This window comes from Ruegeria sp. BC6 (assembly GCF_056539185.1).
Genome location: NZ_JBQFUM010000002.1, coordinates 236578 through 254438, shown reverse-complemented (window position 1 = coordinate 254438; position 17861 = coordinate 236578). Strand labels below are relative to the sequence as shown.

Genomic DNA, 17861 nt, shown 5'->3' with positions numbered 1-17861 from the left:
TCCTTAAGCGAAGGTTGCGGCGTATTCGTCCAGCGCAGCCTTGATCTTGTCGGCAGCCTCGCCCTTGATCTTGGGATCTTCGTCGGTGATCCACTGCAGCAGATCGGCATGCTTACCGCGCAGATGCGCCAGCAGACCAGCCTCATAGCGGCCAACGTCCGAAACGTCGATCTTGTCGAGATAGCCGTTGGTGCCGGCGAAGATCACGCACACGATTTCCGCGTTGGTCAGCGGCGAGTACTGCGGCTGCTTCATCAGCTCGGTCAGACGCGCACCGCGGTTCAGCAGCTGCTGGGTTGCGGCGTCGAGGTCAGAACCGAACTGCGCAAATGCAGCCATTTCGCGGTACTGGGCCAGTTCCAGTTTCACCGGACCAGCAACCGACTTCATCGCGTTGGTCTGAGCCGACGAACCCACGCGCGAAACCGACAGACCGGTGTTCACGGCGGGGCGGATGCCCTGATAGAACAGCTCGGTTTCCAGGAAGATCTGGCCGTCGGTGATCGAGATCACGTTGGTCGGAATAAAGGCCGACACGTCGCCGCCCTGGGTTTCAATGACCGGCAGAGCGGTCAGCGAACCGGCGCCGAAGTCTTCGTTCAGCTTGGCCGAACGCTCCAGCAGGCGCGAGTGCAGGTAGAAAACGTCACCCGGATAGGCTTCGCGGCCCGGCGGACGGCGCAGCAGCAGCGACATCTGACGATAGGCGACGGCCTGCTTGGAAAGGTCATCATAGATGATCAGAGCGTGGCGGCCGTTGTCACGGAAGTATTCAGCCATCGCGGTTGCGGCATAAGGTGCCAGGAACTGCATCGGCGCCGGGTCGGACGCGGTTGCGGCCACGACGATCGAGTATTCGATGGCGCCGGATTCTTCCAGTTTCTTCACCAGCTGAGCAACGGTCGAACGCTTCTGGCCGATGGCCACGTAGACGCAGTACAGCTTCTTCGATTCATCGTCGCCAGCGGCTTCGTTGTAGACCTTCTGGTTCAGGATGGTGTCCAGAGCCACAGCGGTCTTGCCGGTCTGACGGTCGCCGATGATCAGCTCACGCTGGCCACGGCCGATCGGGATCATCGCGTCAACCGACTTCAGGCCGGTCGCCATCGGCTCATGCACCGACTTACGCGGGATGATGCCCGGCGCCTTGACGTCTGCGACGCCGCGCTGCTTGGCATTGATCGGGCCTTTGCCGTCCAGCGGGTTGCCCAGACCGTCAACAACGCGGCCCAACAGTTCGTCACCAACCGGAACGTCCACGATCGAGTTGGTGCGCTTGACAGTGTCACCTTCCTTGATGTCACGGTCCGAGCCGAAGATCACGACACCGACGTTGTCGGCTTCGAGGTTCAGCGCCATGCCCATGATGCCGCCGGGGAACTCGACCATCTCACCCGCCTGCACATTGTCCAGGCCGTAAACACGGGCAATACCGTCACCGACGCTCAGCACGCGGCCGATTTCGGCCACCTCTGCTTCTTGACCAAAATTCTTGATCTGGTCTTTCAGGATTGCAGAAATCTCTGCGGCTTGGATACCCATTTATCCGACCTCTTTCATTGCATTCTGTAGGGAGTTGAGCTTGGAGCGGATCGAACTGTCGATCATCTGCGAGCCCACTTTGACGACAAGACCACCGATGAGGCTTTCATCGACGGTCGCATTGATGGTCACGTCCTTGCCCACGCGCTCGGACAGTGTCTTGGACAGTTTTTCCAGCTGGGTCTTGGTCAGCGCCTTGGCCGAGGCAACTTCGGCAGTCACTTCGCCGCGCTCGTCGGCCAGCATTTCGCGCAGAACCTTGATCAGCTGTGGCAGCACGAACAGACGGCGCTTCTGCGCCATCAGAGCCAGCGTGTTGCGCATGATCGGGTGCAGGCCCATCTTGTCGGCCACGGCGGTGATGGCCGCCTGCTGGTCGGCCCGAGAGATCAGCGGCGAAGAGATCACCTCGCGCAGGTCCGCGCTTTCACCCAATGCAGCCGAAAGGTCATTGATGCCGGTTTCCAGACCTGCAAGGTCCTTGTTCTCTTTTGCGATCTCGAAGATCGCCGTTGCATAGCGTTTGGCTATGCCCGTCGAAATCGAAGCTGGTTCGGACACGTCCACCCTTCCGATATTTTGGGCCCCGATTTCGCGTGCGGCAGCTGAACCGGGGGCGTGAGGAAACCCCGTCCTGAAAGGGCGGGGATCAAAATCACCGGGGATGTAGCAGAGCCTAAGCCACCTAGCAATATGTTATGCCGGGCTCAGCTTTATCCACAAAATCTTTCTTTTCAATTGGTTACGGAAACTGCGACGGTTTGAACCCATTCGCCGGCGTGAAAAATGTTACCAAGTTGCCTGTTTTTGCGATTCCTGTGGCCTTTTTCCCTCATGTTTCCGGGAATCCCGCGCTTGTGGATGCGCGCCGGTTCACGCCGGCTTCAGCAATCCGTCCAGCGCTTTGATGGGGCGTTTTTCGGCATCCTTGGTCACGCTGCCGCTTGGTGGCCGCACAAGCTTGCTGGCTTCGACCATCAGAACACCACCGGCCATGATGGTCGGGATCCGTTGCCCTGTCTTTTCGATCAGCCCACCCGAGCGCAGCCAGAACCGCCGGAACGAGGGCGGCAGGTAAAGCGCGGAACAGTGCATCTCGGGCACGAAATGATGTGCGCGCAGCTGGTTCTCAAGCTGGGTTGCCGAATACGGATGACCGTAGCCGAAGGGCGTTCGGTCGGTTCGGGACCAAAGCCCGGCCCGATTGGGAACGACAAACACCGCTCGACCACCGGGCCCCAGAACACGCCAGCATTCTTCAAGAAGTTGACTAGGCCTTTCCGAGGTCTCGAGCCCGTGCATGACCACCAGCTTGTCCACATGACCGGTTTCGATCGGCCAGCGAGTTTCCTCGGTCAGCACCGACACGTTCTGCATACCAGCGGGCCAAGGCATCACCCCTTGCGGTCCGGGCATCAGGCCGATGACACGCCGCGCGTCCGCAAGATAAGGGCGTAACAGAGGCACCGCAAATCCGAATCCGGCCACCGTCTGGCCCTTGGCCTCGGGCCAAAGCTCGATCAGCCGGCCACGAATGGCAGCCTGCGCCGCACGCCCCAGCGTGCTGCGGTAGTAGAAGTTCCTAAGATCCTGCACATCAAGATGCATTGCAGATACCCGGTCGATCGGCTTAGCTGAGCGCAGTCTAGCAACGAAAGGGCAAAAGGCCATGCCTCTTGAGATCGTCACCATCCCCTGTCTCAGCGACAACTATGCTTTTCTGGCACATGACCATGCAAGCGGACAGACAGCCCTGGTCGACGCTCCGGAGGCCGGACCCATTCTGGCCGAATTGACCGCACGCGGCTGGCGCCTGAGCCATGTCCTTCTGACCCATCACCACTGGGATCACGTCGACGGCTTGCCGGGCATCCTCGAGCAGCACCCAGCACAGGTGATTGGTGCGGCGGCCGACGCTCACCGGCTTCCTCCCCTCGACAAACAGGTGGCTGACGGAGACCGGTTCGAGATTGGGGGCGAACCCGTCGAGGTTCTGGATGTCTCGGGGCACACGGTGGGACATGTGGCCTATTACATGCCCCAAAGCGCGGTGGTATTCACGGCCGACAGCCTGATGGCGCTGGGATGCGGGCGCTTGTTCGAAGGAGACGCAGCGCAAATGTGGACCTCGCTTTCGAAACTCGCTGCTTTGCCCGACGAGACGTCGGTCTGCTCGGGTCACGAATACACCCAGTCAAACGCACGATTTGCGGTAACCATTGATCCTGACAACACAGCGCTGCAGCAACGGGTGCATGAGATCGATCAGGCACGGGCAAAGGGTCGCGCGACCGTGCCGTCAAGTCTGGGCGTGGAAAAGGCGACCAATCCGTTCCTGCGCGCCACTGATCCCAAGATTCAGGCACAGCTTGGAATGGTGGGTGCGGACCCGGTCGCCGTTTTTGCCGAGATCCGGGGTAGAAAAGACCGCTTCTGATGCCTAATTGGTCTTCTCCACGGCCACGGTCACGTTAAATGTGACTGTCAAGTGAAAGAAAACCCTTGAAGCCGCGCCATGATCAACCAAACTCTAATAGTATGAGGTCATGGTTGGGATGGGGATCCGGCCAATACTCGAACCCCTTCCGGCCCAATACAGAGGAGCACCCGCGTGCCTTCATTCTCGAGCACACTGGAACAAGCCATTCACGCGGCCCTGGCGGCTGCAAACGAACGGCGTCATGAATTCGCAACGCTGGAGCATCTGCTGCTGGCGCTGCTGGAAGAACCCGATGCGGTGCGCGTCATGAAGGCGTGCAGCGTGGATCTGGACGAATTGCGCAGCTCTCTGGTCGAGTTCATCGACGAGGATCTGTCCAATCTGGTAACAGACATCGACGGGTCCGAAGCCGTACCGACAGCTGCGTTCCAGCGTGTTATCCAGCGCGCCGCGATCCATGTGCAAAGCTCGGGCCGGACCGAGGTGACCGGGGCGAATGTTCTGGTGGCCATCTTTGCCGAACGGGAAAGCAACGCGGCATACTTCCTGCAAGAGCAGGACATGACGCGGTATGACGCGGTGAATTTTATCGCCCACGGCGTCGCCAAAGACCCGGCGTTTGGTGAAAATCGTCCGGTGACCGGCGCCGATCAGGGTGAAGAGGAAGCGCAGAACGCCTCCGGTGACGCCGACCAGAAGGAAAGCGCGTTGGGCAAGTATTGCGTGGACCTGAACGCCAAGTCCCGCGCCGGCGACGTCGATCCGTTGATCGGTCGCGCCGACGAGGTCGAGCGGTGCATCCAGGTTCTGTGCCGCCGCCGCAAGAACAACCCGCTGCTGGTGGGTGATCCGGGCGTGGGCAAGACGGCGATTGCCGAAGGCTTGGCCTACAAGATCGTCCAGGGCGACGCGCCCGAGGTTTTGGCCAACACCACCATCTATTCGCTGGACATGGGCGCATTGCTGGCCGGCACGCGCTATCGCGGCGACTTCGAAGAGCGGCTCAAGGCCGTGGTGACCGAGCTTGAGGATCACCCCGACGCCGTGCTGTTCATCGACGAGATTCACACCGTGATCGGTGCCGGCGCTACGTCGGGCGGCGCCATGGATGCCTCGAACCTGCTGAAGCCTGCGTTGCAGGGCGGCAAGCTGCGCACCATGGGATCGACCACCTACAAGGAGTTCCGCCAGCACTTCGAGAAGGACCGCGCGCTGTCGCGCCGGTTCCAGAAGATCGACGTGAACGAGCCTTCGGTCGAGGACAGCGTAAAGATCCTACGTGGTCTCAAGCCCTATTTCGAAGAGCATCACGACATCAAATACACCGCCGACGCGATCAAGACCGCGGTCGAGCTGTCTGCGCGTTACATCAACGACCGCAAACTGCCTGACAAGGCGATCGACGTGATCGACGAGGCCGGTGCGGCCCAGCATCTGGTCGCGGAAAGCAAGCGGCGCAAAACCATCGGCGTCAAGGAGATCGAGGCCGTGGTGGCCAAGATCGCGCGCATTCCGCCGAAGAACGTCACCAAGGACGATGCCGAGGTACTGAAGGACCTTGAGAACTCGTTGAAACGGGTGGTGTTCGGGCAGGACCAGGCAATCGAAGCTCTGTCCAGCGCCATCAAGCTGGCGCGGGCCGGTCTGCGCGAGCCGGAAAAACCGATCGGCAACTACCTGTTCGCCGGCCCGACCGGTGTCGGCAAAACCGAGGTCGCCAAGCAACTGGCCGATACGCTCGGCGTGGAACTGCTGCGCTTCGACATGTCGGAATACATGGAGAAACACGCGGTCAGCCGTCTGATCGGTGCGCCTCCGGGCTATGTCGGGTTTGATCAGGGCGGTTTGCTGACCGATGGCGTCGACCAGCACCCGCATTGCGTGCTGCTGCTGGACGAGATCGAGAAGGCCCACCCGGATGTGTTCAACATCCTGCTGCAGGTGATGGACCACGGCGAGCTGACCGATCACAACGGCCGGACGGTGAACTTCCGCAACGTGGTGTTGATCATGACCTCGAACGCGGGCGCGCAGGAACAGGCCAAGGCCGCTATCGGCTTTGCCCGCGACCGGCGTGAGGGTGAAGATACCGCCGCAATCGAACGGATGTTCACCCCTGAATTCCGCAACCGTCTGGACGCGGTGATCTCGTTCGCCCCGCTGCCGAAAGAGGTCATCCTGCAGGTGGTCGAGAAGTTCGTCCTGCAGCTTGAGGCGCAGTTGCTGGATCGTGGCGTTACCATCGACCTGACCCCGAAAGCTGCCGAGTGGCTGGCCGACAAGGGTTATGACGACAAGATGGGCGCACGGCCTCTGGGCCGGGTCATCCAGGAGCACATCAAGAAACCGTTGGCCGAAGAACTGCTGTTCGGAAAGCTGGCCAAGGGCGGTGTTGTGCGGGTCTCGGTCAAGAAAGGCGATCTGGATCTCGAGATTGTCGGCCCCGACAATCCGCGGATCTCGGGCGACAAGCCGCCGCTGCTGACCGCGGATTAGACCTAGGTCCAATCAAACAAGTCTCGTCGCCCGGCAGCCAGTTCTGCCGGGCGATTTCGTGAGTGGCCGCCCCCCTCTCCTGCCAGTATCCTCCAAAAAGACAGTTCCCAGCGACGGAAACCGCTGCGCGCCACGTTTCAAACCAAAGCCTTTGGAGTGGAGCAGCACAGTGTCCAGAAAAATCGCCGTCATTTGGAGCATCGCCTTCGCGGCCTCGGTCGTCGGCGTAATCGCCTCTGCCCAGCATCGGTTTCGCTTTCATGACGAAACCCGCGCCCAACCGTTGAACCTGGAACCGGCGACCGTCAACCCAGGCGTCAACAGATCAGAGATCACCGAACAAGGCCGCGCCTTGTCGATTACCGGCAATGGCATCCCCAATCATCTGGTCGGTCGCTTTCCGAACAAAGGCAACCCGCATCATATCGCCGAGCAGCCGGTCAAGTTGAGCGTGCCGGCCGTTCCGAGGGCGAGTGCAACCCCGACGCCTCTGCGCATGGGGTGGAACTTTGGTGTAACTCTGACTGGGGTCGTCTTTGACCCACTGGCCGCTGAATTCTGGCACGGCGATCCCCGGTCGGGCTGGTCCTACAATGCCTTGGGCGGTGCGATCGCCCTTGGGCTCGATGCCAATTTCGCACATGTCCAACCAAACGGAAAATACCACTACCACGGGGTTCCGACCGGCCTGATCGAAATGCAGGGCTGGTCACCGAAAGAACACTCTCCGTTGATCGGCTATGCGGCGGACGGGTTTCCGATTTACACCCGAACCGGTGTGGTGGGCGGCAAGGTCACGCAAATGACCTCATCCTACCGGTTGAAGGCCGGCCAGCGCCCGGGCGTCGCCGCCCCTGACGGACGACATGATGGAACGTTCAACGAAGACTACGAGTTCGTGGCGGGGCTTGGAACGCTCGATGAATGCAATGGCGCCATGACCGTCTCGGCCGAGTTTCCTTCGGGCACCTACGCCTATTTCCTGACGGATGACTACCCGGTTGTTCCACGCTGTTTTGCGGGCACACCCGATCCCAGCTTCCGCTTCGGGCCGCGCTGACACTGGCTTAGCGTTCGGTCAGCTTCAATTCGATGCGACGGTTCTTTGCCCGCGCTTCCGGAGTGTCCGCCGTATCGACAGGTTGAAACTCGCCAAATCCGTTTGCTGACAGGCGTTCCGGCGGAATCCCCAACTGTTCGACCATGTAGCGCACGACCGACAGCGCCCGCCCCTGGCTGAGCTCCCAATTGTCGCGATACCGTCCTGTTCCGTTCAGCGGGATATTGTCCGTGTGACCGTCGACCCGGATGACCCAGTTCAATTCGGGCGGAATGTCCGCCGCAATCCCACGCAGAATGCCCGCCACTTTCGCGACCTCGCGCCGGCCATCCTCGGACAGAACCGCCGAACCGGGTGGGAACAGCACCTCGGACGAGAATACGAAGCGGTCGCCCTCGATCCGAACGCCTTCCTGATTGCCAAGTACGTCGCGCAGGCGACCAAAGAACTCGGAGCGGTACCTCTGCAGGTCTTCGGCCTGTGCCGTAAGTTCCTGATTCTGACCGGCCAGTTTCTCGGCCTCGGCCTCCAGACGGACACGTTCGGCCTCTTCCAGCAGGCGGCGGCGCCGTTCTTCGGAAGCGGCCCGTGCAAGGGCCGCGTTCAGGTCCTGCCCAAGGGTCTGAATTTGCACCTCGGCTTCGGCATTCCTGTCTTTGTAGTCATCCAGCAGCGCCTGCAACGACCCCAATTGGCCGCGCAATGCGGCGATCTGCTGGTTCAACAGGGCCGTCTGGCGTTGCGCCTTTGCGGACAGAGCCTTTTCGGTGGCGATCGTTTCCCGGGCAACGGCAAGCAAGGCGTCGCGCTGCTCGGCCAGCGTCCGCTGGCTTTCGGCCTCAGCCTCGGCTTCGGTTCGCGCCGCAAGGGCTGCTTCAAGCTGAGCCTTGAGCTCCTCGTCATTCAACTCACCGAATTGCCGCTCAAGCTCAGCCTTGGCCGACTGAGCGGCGGCCAACAGTGTCAGTGTTTCCTCGGCCTTCTTGCGCTGCTCTTCCAGTGCCAGGGTCATGGCCGTCAATTCGGCATCCGCATTCCGCAATCTGTTGCGCAGTGCCTCAGCGGCAGCAGCTTCGGCGACGCGGGCGGCTTCCTCTTCGGACAATTGGCTTTGCAATTCCGCGATCTGCGCCGCGCGCGCGCTGTCCGCTTGCTCAAGGTCGGCCACCAAGGCCTCCAGCGCTTCGCGGCGTGCAGCCGCCAGCCGTGCTGCTTCGGCCTGGGCATCCACCTCCGCACGGGTTTGGGCCAAGGCTAGGTTCAATGCCTCCTGCTCGGACAGCAGTTGCTCGCGTTGGGATTCCAATTCGGCAATATCGCCCTGCGCACGCGCCTGATCAGCCAAAAGCGCGGCGACTTGCGCTTCGAACCCTGTGATACGAGTCTGCGCCTCTTCCAACTCGGCCGCGCGCTGGTCACGCTCCGAGGTCAGAGAAGAGATCAAGGCCTGCGCCTGGCTCAGATCTTCTTCGGCCTGCGACAGCGTGGTGTTCAGTGCCCCCAACCGGGCCTGCAGGCGGCTGTTCTCGCGCTCTTCCAAGCCCAAAGCATCCGCAAGGGCGGCCACTTCGTCCGACAGGGCCGTCAATTCGTCTTCCTGTCCGGAGATGGTTTCGCGCAGCACGAACTGCACGACCATGAAAATGGTCAGCACAAAGGTCATGACCATAAGCAGCCCCGTGATCGCATCAACGAAGCCGGGCCAGACCGAGCCCTGGAAACGCTGACCGGTTCGACGAGACAGGGCCATGTGTTATTCTCCGCCCGGTGTATGGCGCGCCGCCCCGCGCGGAAGCGTCAGCGCCTTGACCAGCAGCTCGAAATCCTTGCGCAGTTCGTTCATGCTGTCCTGGCGACCGGCCGAGATTTCTTCGAGAATGCGCAGAAGCTGCACGTCCATCGACCGCAGCCGCATCCGGCTTTCGGCGTCGATCCCCTCGCCCGCACCATGTTCACGCATGTGATCCAGCAGCGCGTCCTGCCCCAACGCGATCCGCTCAAGCGCGGCGGTGACCCCTTCGCTTTCCGCCTGTCGCTGGTTCATGTCCGCGATGACATCGACCAATGCACCCAGCTTGGCCGATACCTCGGCGCGATCCGCCTCCTGGGCCGCGAACAGGTCCTGCAGCGCGTCCATCTGCTCGGACATGGAATCAAGGACCGGGGTCAGCACCGCAAGTTCCGCACCGCCTTCATCTCCGGCGGCAAATCCGACGCGCGTGATCGACGACAGCCATTCCTCAAGCTCACGGTAGAACCGGTTCTGCCCGTGGCCGGCGAATAGTTCGAGCAAACCCACGATCAGCGATCCGGCAAGCCCCAACAGGGAGGACCCGAACGCCACGCCCATGCCTTGCAGCTGGGATTCGAGGCCACTCATCAGGCGATTGAATACGGCCAGGCCTTCTTCGCCCTCTTGGGGGTTCAGGCTGCGAATGGTGTCGACAATTGCAGGAACCGTTGTTGCCAAGCCGAAGAATGTGCCCAAAAGACCCAGATAGATCAGTACGTTGGTGATGTAGCGGGTGAATTCCCGCTCTTCCTCGACCCGTTCCGCAACAGAATCCAGGATCGACCGGGTCGATGTCGAGCTGATCTGCGATTTCGCGCCGCGCGCGCGAAGCAGCGACGCCAAAGGGGCCAACAGCTGCGGTGTACGAGCGTCTTCGCGCACGACGCCGCCCACGAACGCTTCGATCCAGCGAACCGAACCGATCAACTGGGTCACCTGATAGAAACAGGCCACCACGCCGATAACGAAGACCAGTAGGATGAATCCGTTCAGGTAGGGGTTGGCATAAAAAACCGGCAGCACGTAGGGCAGAGCCATGAACACGCCCAGACCCGACAGCCCGATGGCGATCAGCATCATCACGATTTGACGGATCGGTTGCGAGAAATGCGGTCTCGCGCCCTGCTGTACATGCGCCATGCGCGTCTTTCCCGGTTTTGCCTGCTCTGTGGCGAATCTATCGAAAATCTGGTGGCAAGGCCAAGGGTTTATGCGGTCAGGCTGCGCACCCGTTGCGCCAACCACTCAAGATCCGGGTCGTGCAACCCGATCTCGGACAGGTGTTCAGCGGTATTGTAAAGATACTCGGGGTTGGGGCCGCGGCCGCCCACGGCCTGCGCGATGATTTGCGCCTGCTCCTCCAGCGGCAGGCCCCCGCAATACTGCACGTGGTCGGGATCGATCACATAAGTCACTGCCGTCACCGTCTGGCCGCTGTCCAGATGCACATCCAGCATCTTCTCCACATAGGCTGACGAGATCAGTTCACGCTCGCGCAATTCCTCGAGGGTGCGGTCCTCATGGCCCGGTTCGACCGCCAGCGCCAAGCCCTTGCAATGGGCATCCGGGTGTTCGTCCAAGGCCAGGACAAGTCCGGGGTTCTCCTCGGTTCCGCGGTGATGGATCGACCGCATGCAGAATGACCGCGCATAGCCGTGAAGTGTAGCCTGCTCGCGCCGGGCCACCGGAAAGCCCGGATTCCACAACAGCGACCCGTATCCGAATACCCACATCGTCATAGTTCTGGTCCTTGCCCGTTTAGGCCTATAAACATCAATTCCAAGGCAGGAAAAAGGGCCATTTGCGATGCGCCGACTGGTACGAGTGTTCATATTTCTGGCCATCCTCTGGGGCGGGTATTGGGCCATAGCCGGGTATGGGCTGCGCAGCGCCATCACCGGTTGGTTCGCGCATCAGCAGGATCTTGGATGGCAGGCCGACTATTCCGACGTGGAAATCGCCGGATTTCCGCTGCACCACGTGACCCGCCTGAACAGTGTAGCGCTGGCCGATCCGGTGAACGGCACAGCCTGGAGCGCGGATTGGATCGAATTCGAAAGCCCCGCCATCTGGCCCGGACGACAGATCTTGCGCTTTGCGGATACGCCGCAGCGGCTGTCCTATTTCGACCAGACCGCAATCATCCTGGCCGACAGCCTTCAGGCAGAACTGAATCTGCGTCCGGGCGTCGCGCTGGAGCTGGAGAAGATGGCCCTGACATCGGGCAACTGGTCGGTGACCCAGGACGGAACCGACATGGCTGCCGGCCAGTCACTTGCCCTGGTCATGGAACAAGGCACCCAGCCCGAGAGCTATGCGATCGGGGTCAGTTCGGATGCCTTCACGCCCGGTGAAGACCTGCGCGCGCTGATGCGAACGGCTGCTTCGCTGCCCCAAGCCTTCGATACACTCGAACTGGATATGAATGTCACCTTCGACAAAACCTGGGACCGTTCCGCGCTGGAAGAACGTCGCCCTCAACCTCGTTTGATCGACCTGCATCTTGCCGAGGTGCAATGGGGCGAATTGCGTCTGTTTGCAACCGGCGAACTGGAGGTCGATGAACAGGGCATTCCGGTCGGAGAGATTGCGGTTAAAGCCGAGAACTGGCGTGACATGATTGCCATGGCCAATGCTGCAGGTGCCCTGCCCGATCAGGCCGTTGATCCGGTCACGCGGGCGTTGAACCTGCTGGCAGGTCTGGGGGGCAACCCCAACGCGCTGGACCTGCAGCTGAATTTCCGCGACGGGTTCGTGGCTTTGGGACCGTTGCCGTTGGGCCCGGCCCCGCGTCTGATCCTGCGTTAGCGGCAGTAGGGTCCGCTGCGGTAACGGGCGGTATCAAGGTGGAAATGGTTCTGGTGATAGCGGTCTGAATTCGGGCCAAGAACCGTGCCGAAGGGCCCGCACGCTCCGCGCCAGATCTTGGTCAGTTGTTTCTTCGAGGGGTTCTTGCGCCAACCGTCCAGAACCGTCACCACCTCGCCATCGGCCATTTTGAACCCCGAGATATCAATGGCCCGACCCTTGCCATGCTCCGAGATCCTGGCACCTTTCCGGTTGTTCCGGGTACGGCAAGCGTAGTGCGCAGCAACCTGCAATTCGACAACTGGACCGCGCCGTTTGAACGTCGGTTTGACGGTCTTGTCGACCCATTTGTTCAATGCGATCGCCGTGCCGCAATCCATCGTCGATGGGCGGCTGAGAACCACGCCTGACACCGATGTGATCTGGACGGCATCCTTGATCCCGCAGGCTTTGATCTTGCCGGGAACCGAGCCCACGGCCTTGCCCTGAATGGCGATGTCACCGCACACCGATCCTTTACGCAGTTTTCGCTTTTTGAACAGGACTTGCTGTTCCAACGCCTCCGGCCGCAGATAGGGCTTGAGCGAGGTATCCGGTCCAAGCAGCGGAAGGTCGGCCGGGCGCGCTGCCACGGCCAGCACCTGAGGGGATACGGGCCGCACAGCGGGTCGCATCTTCGCTGGTACAGCGATCGGCGTCGCCGGACTTGCCGGGACATAAGCGGCCTGCACCAGCTCTGACACCGGGAATGGCCGCGCAACCGGAACCAGTGATGTGTCGGGGGCCGATGCAGTGGCTGCGCCGGCCCATACCATCGCTATAACCGTCAGAGCTTTGCCTTTGATCAGTTTCATGACTTGGCCTTTACGCGCCCGAAATCGGGGGCATCGGTGTCCTGACCCGCGTCGATGATGCCGCGCCGGATTGCGCGTGTGTGGGTAAAGTAGTCGAACAGGTGCTGACCGTCGCCTGTGCGGATCGCGCGCTGCAGGGCAAACAGCTCTTCGGTGAAACGGCCGAGGATTTCCAGCGTCGCATCCTTGTTGGTCAGAAACACGTCGCGCCACATGGTCGGGTCCGAGGCCGCGATCCGGGTGAAATCGCGGAAACCGGCGGCCGAGTACTTGATGACCTCGGAGTCGGTGACGCGCCGCAGGTCGTCGGCGACCCCCACCATCGTGTAGGCGATCAGGTGCGGCGCGTGGCTGGTGACGGCCAGAACCAGATCGTGGTGATCGGCATCCATCTCGTCGACATTCGACCCCATGCCTTCCCACAAGGCGCGCAGGCGGGCGACGGCCTCGGGGTCGGACCCTTCGACCGGAACCAGCAGGCACCAGCGGTTGTCGAACAGCTCGGCAAAGCCGGATTCGGGGCCGGAATGCTCGGTCCCGGCCAGCGGGTGGGCGGGCACGAAATGAACGCCTTCAGGAATATGCGGGCCGACCTCTTCAATGACGTGCCGCTTGACCGAACCGACATCCGACACGGTTGCGCCGGGTTTGAGCACCGGCGCGATGTCCTTGGCGACGGCGCCCATTGCGCCCACCGGCACGCAGAGCACGACCAGATCAGCACCTTCGACCGCCTCTTGCGCGGTGTCGCAGACCCGGTCGCACAGACCGATGCGCCGCGCAGTGTCGCGGGTGGCCTCGGACCGGGCATAGCCGGTCACCTCGCCCGCCAAGCCGGCGCGCTTGATCGCCCAGTACATCGACGAGGCGATCAGACCCAACCCGATCAGCGCCACGCGGTCATAGATCTGGCTCATGCGGCGCCCCCTTTGAACGCGGTGATGGCCGCAACCACGCGGCGACAGGCCTTCTCGTCGCCCACGGTGATCCGCAGCGCGTTGGGCAGCTTGTAGCCCGCAACACGACGCACGATCAAACCTTTCGATTGCAGATAGGCGTCGCAGGCCTCGGCCTCGGCCTGATCCGCAAACCGCGCGAGGTTGAAATTGGTGCAGGACGGATCGGACGGAACGCCGATCTTGGCCAGCTCGGCCGACAGCCATTCACGCAGGCGCGCGTTTTCGGCCCGGCAGAACTCGACATATTCCACATCGGCCACGGCGGCCTCGGCCGCGGCGATGGCCGTCAGCGACAGGTTGAAGGGCTGGCGCACGCGGTTCAGCACGTCGATGATTTCGCGATGCGCATAGCCCCAGCCGACCCGCATCCCGCCCAGCCCGTAAATCTTCGAGAAGGTCCGGGTCATGATCACGTTGTCGAACCGGTCCACCAGACCGGCGCCGCCGTCAAAGCCCGCCACGAATTCCGCATAGGCGCCGTCCAGAACCATCAGGCAGGTCTGCGGAAGGCCCTCGGCCAGGCGCGTCAGTTCGGCGTCCGAGATCATGGTCGAGGTCGGATTGCCCGGGTTCGTCACGAACACGATCCGGGTGCGGTCGGTCACCGCGGCCAGGATCGCATCGACATCGACCTTGCGGTCACGCTCGGGCACCTCGACCGGGGTCGCGCCGGCCATGCGGGCGATGATCGGATACATCGAGAAGCCATGCTCGGTATGGATCACCTCGTCCCCCGGCCCGGCATAGGCCTGGGCCACGAATTGCAGCACTTCGTCACTGCCCACGCCGCAGATGATCCGGTCGGGGTCCAGCCCGTGCCGCTCGCCGATCGCGGCGCGCAGGTTGTAATGATCGGTCACCGGATAGCGATGCAGCAACGTGGCGCTGTCGCGCACGGCTTCGATCGCTTTGGGGCTGGGGCCAAAGGGGTTTTCGTTGGAACTCAGCTTGATGACGTTTTCCACGCCCTCGACATGCGACTGACCGCCCTGATACAGCGCGATATCCATGATGCCGGGTTGCGGGGTGATCTTGTTCATGAGGGGCTCCGTTGGTTGCGCCCCTCATACAGGTCTCAAGGCCTTGGGAAAAGCGGCAATTCCGTCACGCCGCCTTGAAGCGGGCGGTTGCCGGATCGGCGGCGTAGAACGGGGCGTATTCCTGCGTGCGGCGCGACAGGTCATTGACGCTGTCGATGATGAACTGAACCGTGTCCTCGGTCATCATGTACGAGAAATTCAGCCGCACCCAACCCGGTTTTTTCATCTCTTCCCCGGCCGACAGCGCCGCGTGCAGCGCCTCTGAGGCCGCCTTGTCGATACCCAGCAGCCGATGCGCATAGGGGCCCGCGCAGGCACACCCGCCGCGCGCCTGAATGCCGTAGATGTCGCTGAGCATCCGTGTGAACAGCTGTTGGTGTACCGGCTGCCCGGTGTTGTCGCGCACCAGGAAGGAAAAGATCGGCAGGCGGTGAGGATGGTCCACCCCCAGCAGGGTCAGGTTCGGGTTGTCACGCCACCCATCCAGCGCCATGCGGTTGTACAGCGCCTCGCGCCGGGCGATCTCGTCGGTACCCACGGCATCCTTGACGATAAAGGCCAGCGCCGCGCGGATATCTCCGATCACGTTCGGGGTTCCGGCCTCTTCGCGGGTGGCCAGATCGGTGCTGTAGTCGTGGCGCCAGGGCGAAACGAAGCTGACCGTGCCCCCGCCCGGCCAGCTGGGACAGGTGCGGCGCACGGCGCCCTGGTTCACGATCAGAACGCCCGAAGCCCCCGGCCCGCCCGGAAACTTATGCGGAGACACGACGATGGCATCCTTGCGCGCATCGTCCGGCCCCATGTCCATCGGCAGGTAGGGCCCGCCCCCGGCGTAATCCCAGACCGCGCGCGCCCCGTGCCGTTTCAGCAGCCGCGTCACCGGGTCAGGGTCGGTGATGACGCCCGTGACGTTCGACGCCGCCGAGAATGACCCGATCACCAGATCTGAATCCGAATGCTCGATCAGCGTCTGTTGCAGCACCGCCATGTCCGGCCCGCCCTCGGGGCCTTCGGGGATCTCGATGACCTGTGCCTTGCTCTCGCGCCAGGGCAGGATGTTCGAATGGTGCTCGTACGGACCGATCAAGACAACCGGCTGGTCAGCCTCTTGCACTCCCATCAAAGTGACCAGCCGGTTGAGCCCCGCAGTGGCGCCGGACCCGGTGAAGATCACCGCGTCATCTCCCCTCGCGCCAACGATGCGGGCTATTTCCGCGCGCGCCTCGCGGCGCAGTCGCGTCATGTAGGAACCGCAATAGGAGGCCTCGGTGTGGCTGTTCGCATAGAAAGGCAACACATGCTGGGCCACAAAATCCTCGACCTGCCGCAATGCGCGGCCCGAGGCAACGTAGTCCGCGTACACAAGCGGTACGTCCCCATGCAGACCCGGGATCAGAACGTTTTCTCCGATCAGCCCGTCGCGCAGGGTCGAATTGTGAGTGGCGGCTTGGATTTCTGCACGAAAATGGGACAGGGTCATGTCATTGGCTCCATATTGCACTTTCCAATATGATCTACCTGAGCTGAGTAAACTTCACCTATCTTTGCTTGAATTATTAAAATTTTGGGTCATATGATCTGAAATGAACGGAAATATAGATCACATTGACAAGCGTCTCCTGCGCGAACTGCAAAAGGACGCAACCCTTTCCCAGCGCGAACTGGCCGAGCGGGTCGGACTGTCGCAAAACGCCTGCTGGCGGCGGTTGAAGGCGCTGAACGACGCAGGCGTCCTGACAGGGTCGACAGCCCGGATCGCGCGCGAAAAACTGGGGCTGAATCTGGTGGTCTTCGTGATGCTGCGCACGCGTCACCACTCGGCCGAATGGCTGCAGGCCTTTCGGAGCCATGTCCTGACCATTCCGGAAGTCGTGGATTTCCACCGGATCGGCGGCGACTACGACTATCAGCTACGGGTCGTGACGCAGGATATGGCGACCTATGACAAAGTCTATCAGCGCCTGATCGAGAAGGTCGAACTGGACAGCGTGACCTCGTATTTCGCGATGGAGGCGATCGCCGAAGACCGCCCTCTGCCGATCTGAGTGTTTGCCATGAAAAAGGGCCGCACCTTCGCAGGTACGGCCCGTTTTCTGAAACTGCCCGCGAAGATCAGTTCTTCGCGTAGAATTCGACGACCAGGTTCGGTTCCATCATGACCGGGTACGGCACGTCGCCCAGCGACGGGGTGCGCACGAAGGTCGCGGTCATCTTCGAGTGGTCGACTTCCAGGTAATCCGGAACATCACGCTCGGCCAGGCCAACGGCTTCCAGAACGACGGCCAGTTGCTTGGACTTGTCGCGGACCTCGATCACGTCGCCTTCCTTGACGCGGTAGCTGGGGATGTTCACCCGCTTGCCGTTCACCTTGACGTGGCCGTGGTTCACGAACTGACGTGCGGCGAACACGGTCGGCACGAACTTGGCGCGGTAGACGACAGCGTCCAGACGGCGCTCCAGCAGGCCGATCAGATTTTCACCAGTGTCGCCGTTCACACGTACGGCTTCGGCGTAGATGCGGCGGAACTGCTTCTCGGTCAGGTCGCCGTAGTAGCCTTTCAGCTTCTGCTTGGCGCGCAGCTGCAGACCAAAGTCCGACAGCTTGCCTTTGCGGCGCTGACCATGCTGGCCGGGGCCGTATTCACGACGGTTGACCGGGGATTTCGGGCGACCCCAGATGTTTTCGCCCATCCGGCGGTCGATTTTGTGCTTGGCAGACGTGCGTTTGGTCACGGCTGATCTCCTTCTTAAGGTCGAGGCCCTGACAGGCCACTAGGAAGGGCGTTGTCCTCTTGAGGTTTCCCCCATGACAGGCATCCCCTTGCGGGGGCCACCAACACCAATGAAGCCGCGCTTATATCTGCGAACAG

16 protein-coding genes are annotated in these 17861 nt (G+C 61.7%); 5 read left to right on the top strand and 11 right to left on the bottom strand.

Annotated elements, in window-relative coordinates:
* Positions 1–3: 3 nt before the first annotated feature.
* From atpA to ACR0MM_RS08665, 3 genes are all read right to left on the bottom strand, one after another.
* Positions 4–1542 (bottom strand): F0F1 ATP synthase subunit alpha, encoded by a 1539-nt coding sequence (gene atpA / locus ACR0MM_RS08675; protein WP_170339951.1) that lies wholly within the window; start codon positions 1540–1542, stop codon positions 4–6.
* Positions 1543–2103: a F0F1 ATP synthase subunit delta gene (locus ACR0MM_RS08670; RefSeq protein WP_480695643.1), complete on the bottom strand. Its 561-nt coding sequence runs from the start codon at positions 2101–2103 to the stop codon at positions 1543–1545. It abuts the gene before it with no gap.
* A 312-nt stretch (positions 2104–2415) separates the two neighbouring features.
* Positions 2416–3150, bottom strand: a complete 735-nt coding sequence (locus ACR0MM_RS08665) for a class I SAM-dependent methyltransferase (RefSeq protein WP_170339950.1) — start codon at positions 3148–3150, stop codon at positions 2416–2418.
* A gap of 61 nt (positions 3151–3211) precedes the next feature.
* On the opposite strand from ACR0MM_RS08665, the gene gloB reads away from it, so the two are divergent.
* From gloB to ACR0MM_RS08650, 3 genes are all read left to right on the top strand, one after another.
* Positions 3212–3979 (top strand): hydroxyacylglutathione hydrolase, encoded by a 768-nt coding sequence (gene gloB, locus ACR0MM_RS08660; RefSeq protein WP_480695641.1) that lies wholly within the window; start codon positions 3212–3214, stop codon positions 3977–3979.
* Positions 3980–4153: 174 nt separating this feature from the next.
* Positions 4154–6478: an ATP-dependent Clp protease ATP-binding subunit ClpA gene (gene clpA / locus ACR0MM_RS08655; RefSeq protein ID WP_170369680.1), complete on the top strand. Its 2325-nt coding sequence runs from the start codon at positions 4154–4156 to the stop codon at positions 6476–6478.
* Between the two features lie 169 nt (positions 6479–6647).
* Positions 6648–7538 (top strand): YHYH protein, encoded by an 891-nt coding sequence (locus ACR0MM_RS08650; protein ID WP_480695639.1) that lies wholly within the window; start codon positions 6648–6650, stop codon positions 7536–7538.
* 7 nt (positions 7539–7545) lie between these two features.
* On the opposite strand, the gene ACR0MM_RS08645 is transcribed toward ACR0MM_RS08650, so the two are convergent.
* The 3 genes from ACR0MM_RS08645 to ACR0MM_RS08635 form a co-directional block, all read right to left on the bottom strand.
* On the bottom strand, positions 7546–9288 hold the full coding sequence (locus ACR0MM_RS08645; protein ID WP_480695637.1) for a peptidoglycan -binding protein: 1743 nt from the start codon (positions 9286–9288) through the stop codon (positions 7546–7548).
* 3 nt (positions 9289–9291) lie between these two features.
* Positions 9292–10470: a biopolymer transporter ExbB gene (locus tag ACR0MM_RS08640; RefSeq protein ID WP_170364854.1), complete on the bottom strand. Its 1179-nt coding sequence runs from the start codon at positions 10468–10470 to the stop codon at positions 9292–9294.
* A gap of 68 nt (positions 10471–10538) precedes the next feature.
* Positions 10539–11069 (bottom strand): gamma-glutamylcyclotransferase, encoded by a 531-nt coding sequence (locus ACR0MM_RS08635; RefSeq protein ID WP_170367940.1) that lies wholly within the window; start codon positions 11067–11069, stop codon positions 10539–10541.
* A 67-nt stretch (positions 11070–11136) separates the two neighbouring features.
* Here ACR0MM_RS08635 and ACR0MM_RS08630 point away from each other — a divergent pair, with 67 nt between their 5' ends.
* Positions 11137–12138, top strand: coding sequence for a DUF2125 domain-containing protein (locus ACR0MM_RS08630; RefSeq protein ID WP_170357114.1), 1002 nt, complete (start codon positions 11137–11139; stop codon positions 12136–12138).
* Here ACR0MM_RS08630 and ACR0MM_RS08625 read toward each other — a convergent pair.
* From ACR0MM_RS08625 to ACR0MM_RS08610, 4 genes are all read right to left on the bottom strand, one after another.
* Positions 12135–12992, bottom strand: a complete 858-nt coding sequence (locus ACR0MM_RS08625; RefSeq protein WP_480695635.1) for an extensin-like domain-containing protein — start codon at positions 12990–12992, stop codon at positions 12135–12137. The genes ACR0MM_RS08630 and ACR0MM_RS08625 overlap by 4 nt on opposite strands.
* Positions 12989–13909, bottom strand: coding sequence for a prephenate/arogenate dehydrogenase family protein (locus ACR0MM_RS08620; protein WP_480695633.1), 921 nt, complete (start codon positions 13907–13909; stop codon positions 12989–12991). The genes ACR0MM_RS08625 and ACR0MM_RS08620 overlap by 4 nt, the downstream gene beginning before the upstream one ends.
* Positions 13906–14991 carry a histidinol-phosphate transaminase gene (gene hisC, locus ACR0MM_RS08615; protein WP_480695631.1) on the bottom strand — a complete coding sequence of 362 codons (1086 nt, stop codon included), beginning with the start codon at positions 14989–14991 and terminating at the stop codon, positions 13906–13908. Before hisC ends, ACR0MM_RS08620 begins: the two co-directional genes overlap by 4 nt.
* 64 nt (positions 14992–15055) lie before the next feature.
* Positions 15056–16471, bottom strand: a complete 1416-nt coding sequence (locus ACR0MM_RS08610; protein WP_480695629.1) for an aminotransferase class V-fold PLP-dependent enzyme — start codon at positions 16469–16471, stop codon at positions 15056–15058.
* Between the two features lie 103 nt (positions 16472–16574).
* Here ACR0MM_RS08610 and ACR0MM_RS08605 point away from each other — a divergent pair, with 103 nt between their 5' ends.
* Positions 16575–17036, top strand: a complete 462-nt coding sequence (locus ACR0MM_RS08605; RefSeq protein WP_480695627.1) for an Lrp/AsnC family transcriptional regulator — start codon at positions 16575–16577, stop codon at positions 17034–17036.
* A gap of 67 nt (positions 17037–17103) precedes the next feature.
* Here ACR0MM_RS08605 and rpsD read toward each other — a convergent pair whose 3' ends face one another.
* Positions 17104–17724, bottom strand: a complete 621-nt coding sequence (rpsD, locus tag ACR0MM_RS08600; RefSeq protein WP_093964621.1) for a 30S ribosomal protein S4 — start codon at positions 17722–17724, stop codon at positions 17104–17106.
* Positions 17725–17861: the final 137 nt, after the last annotated feature.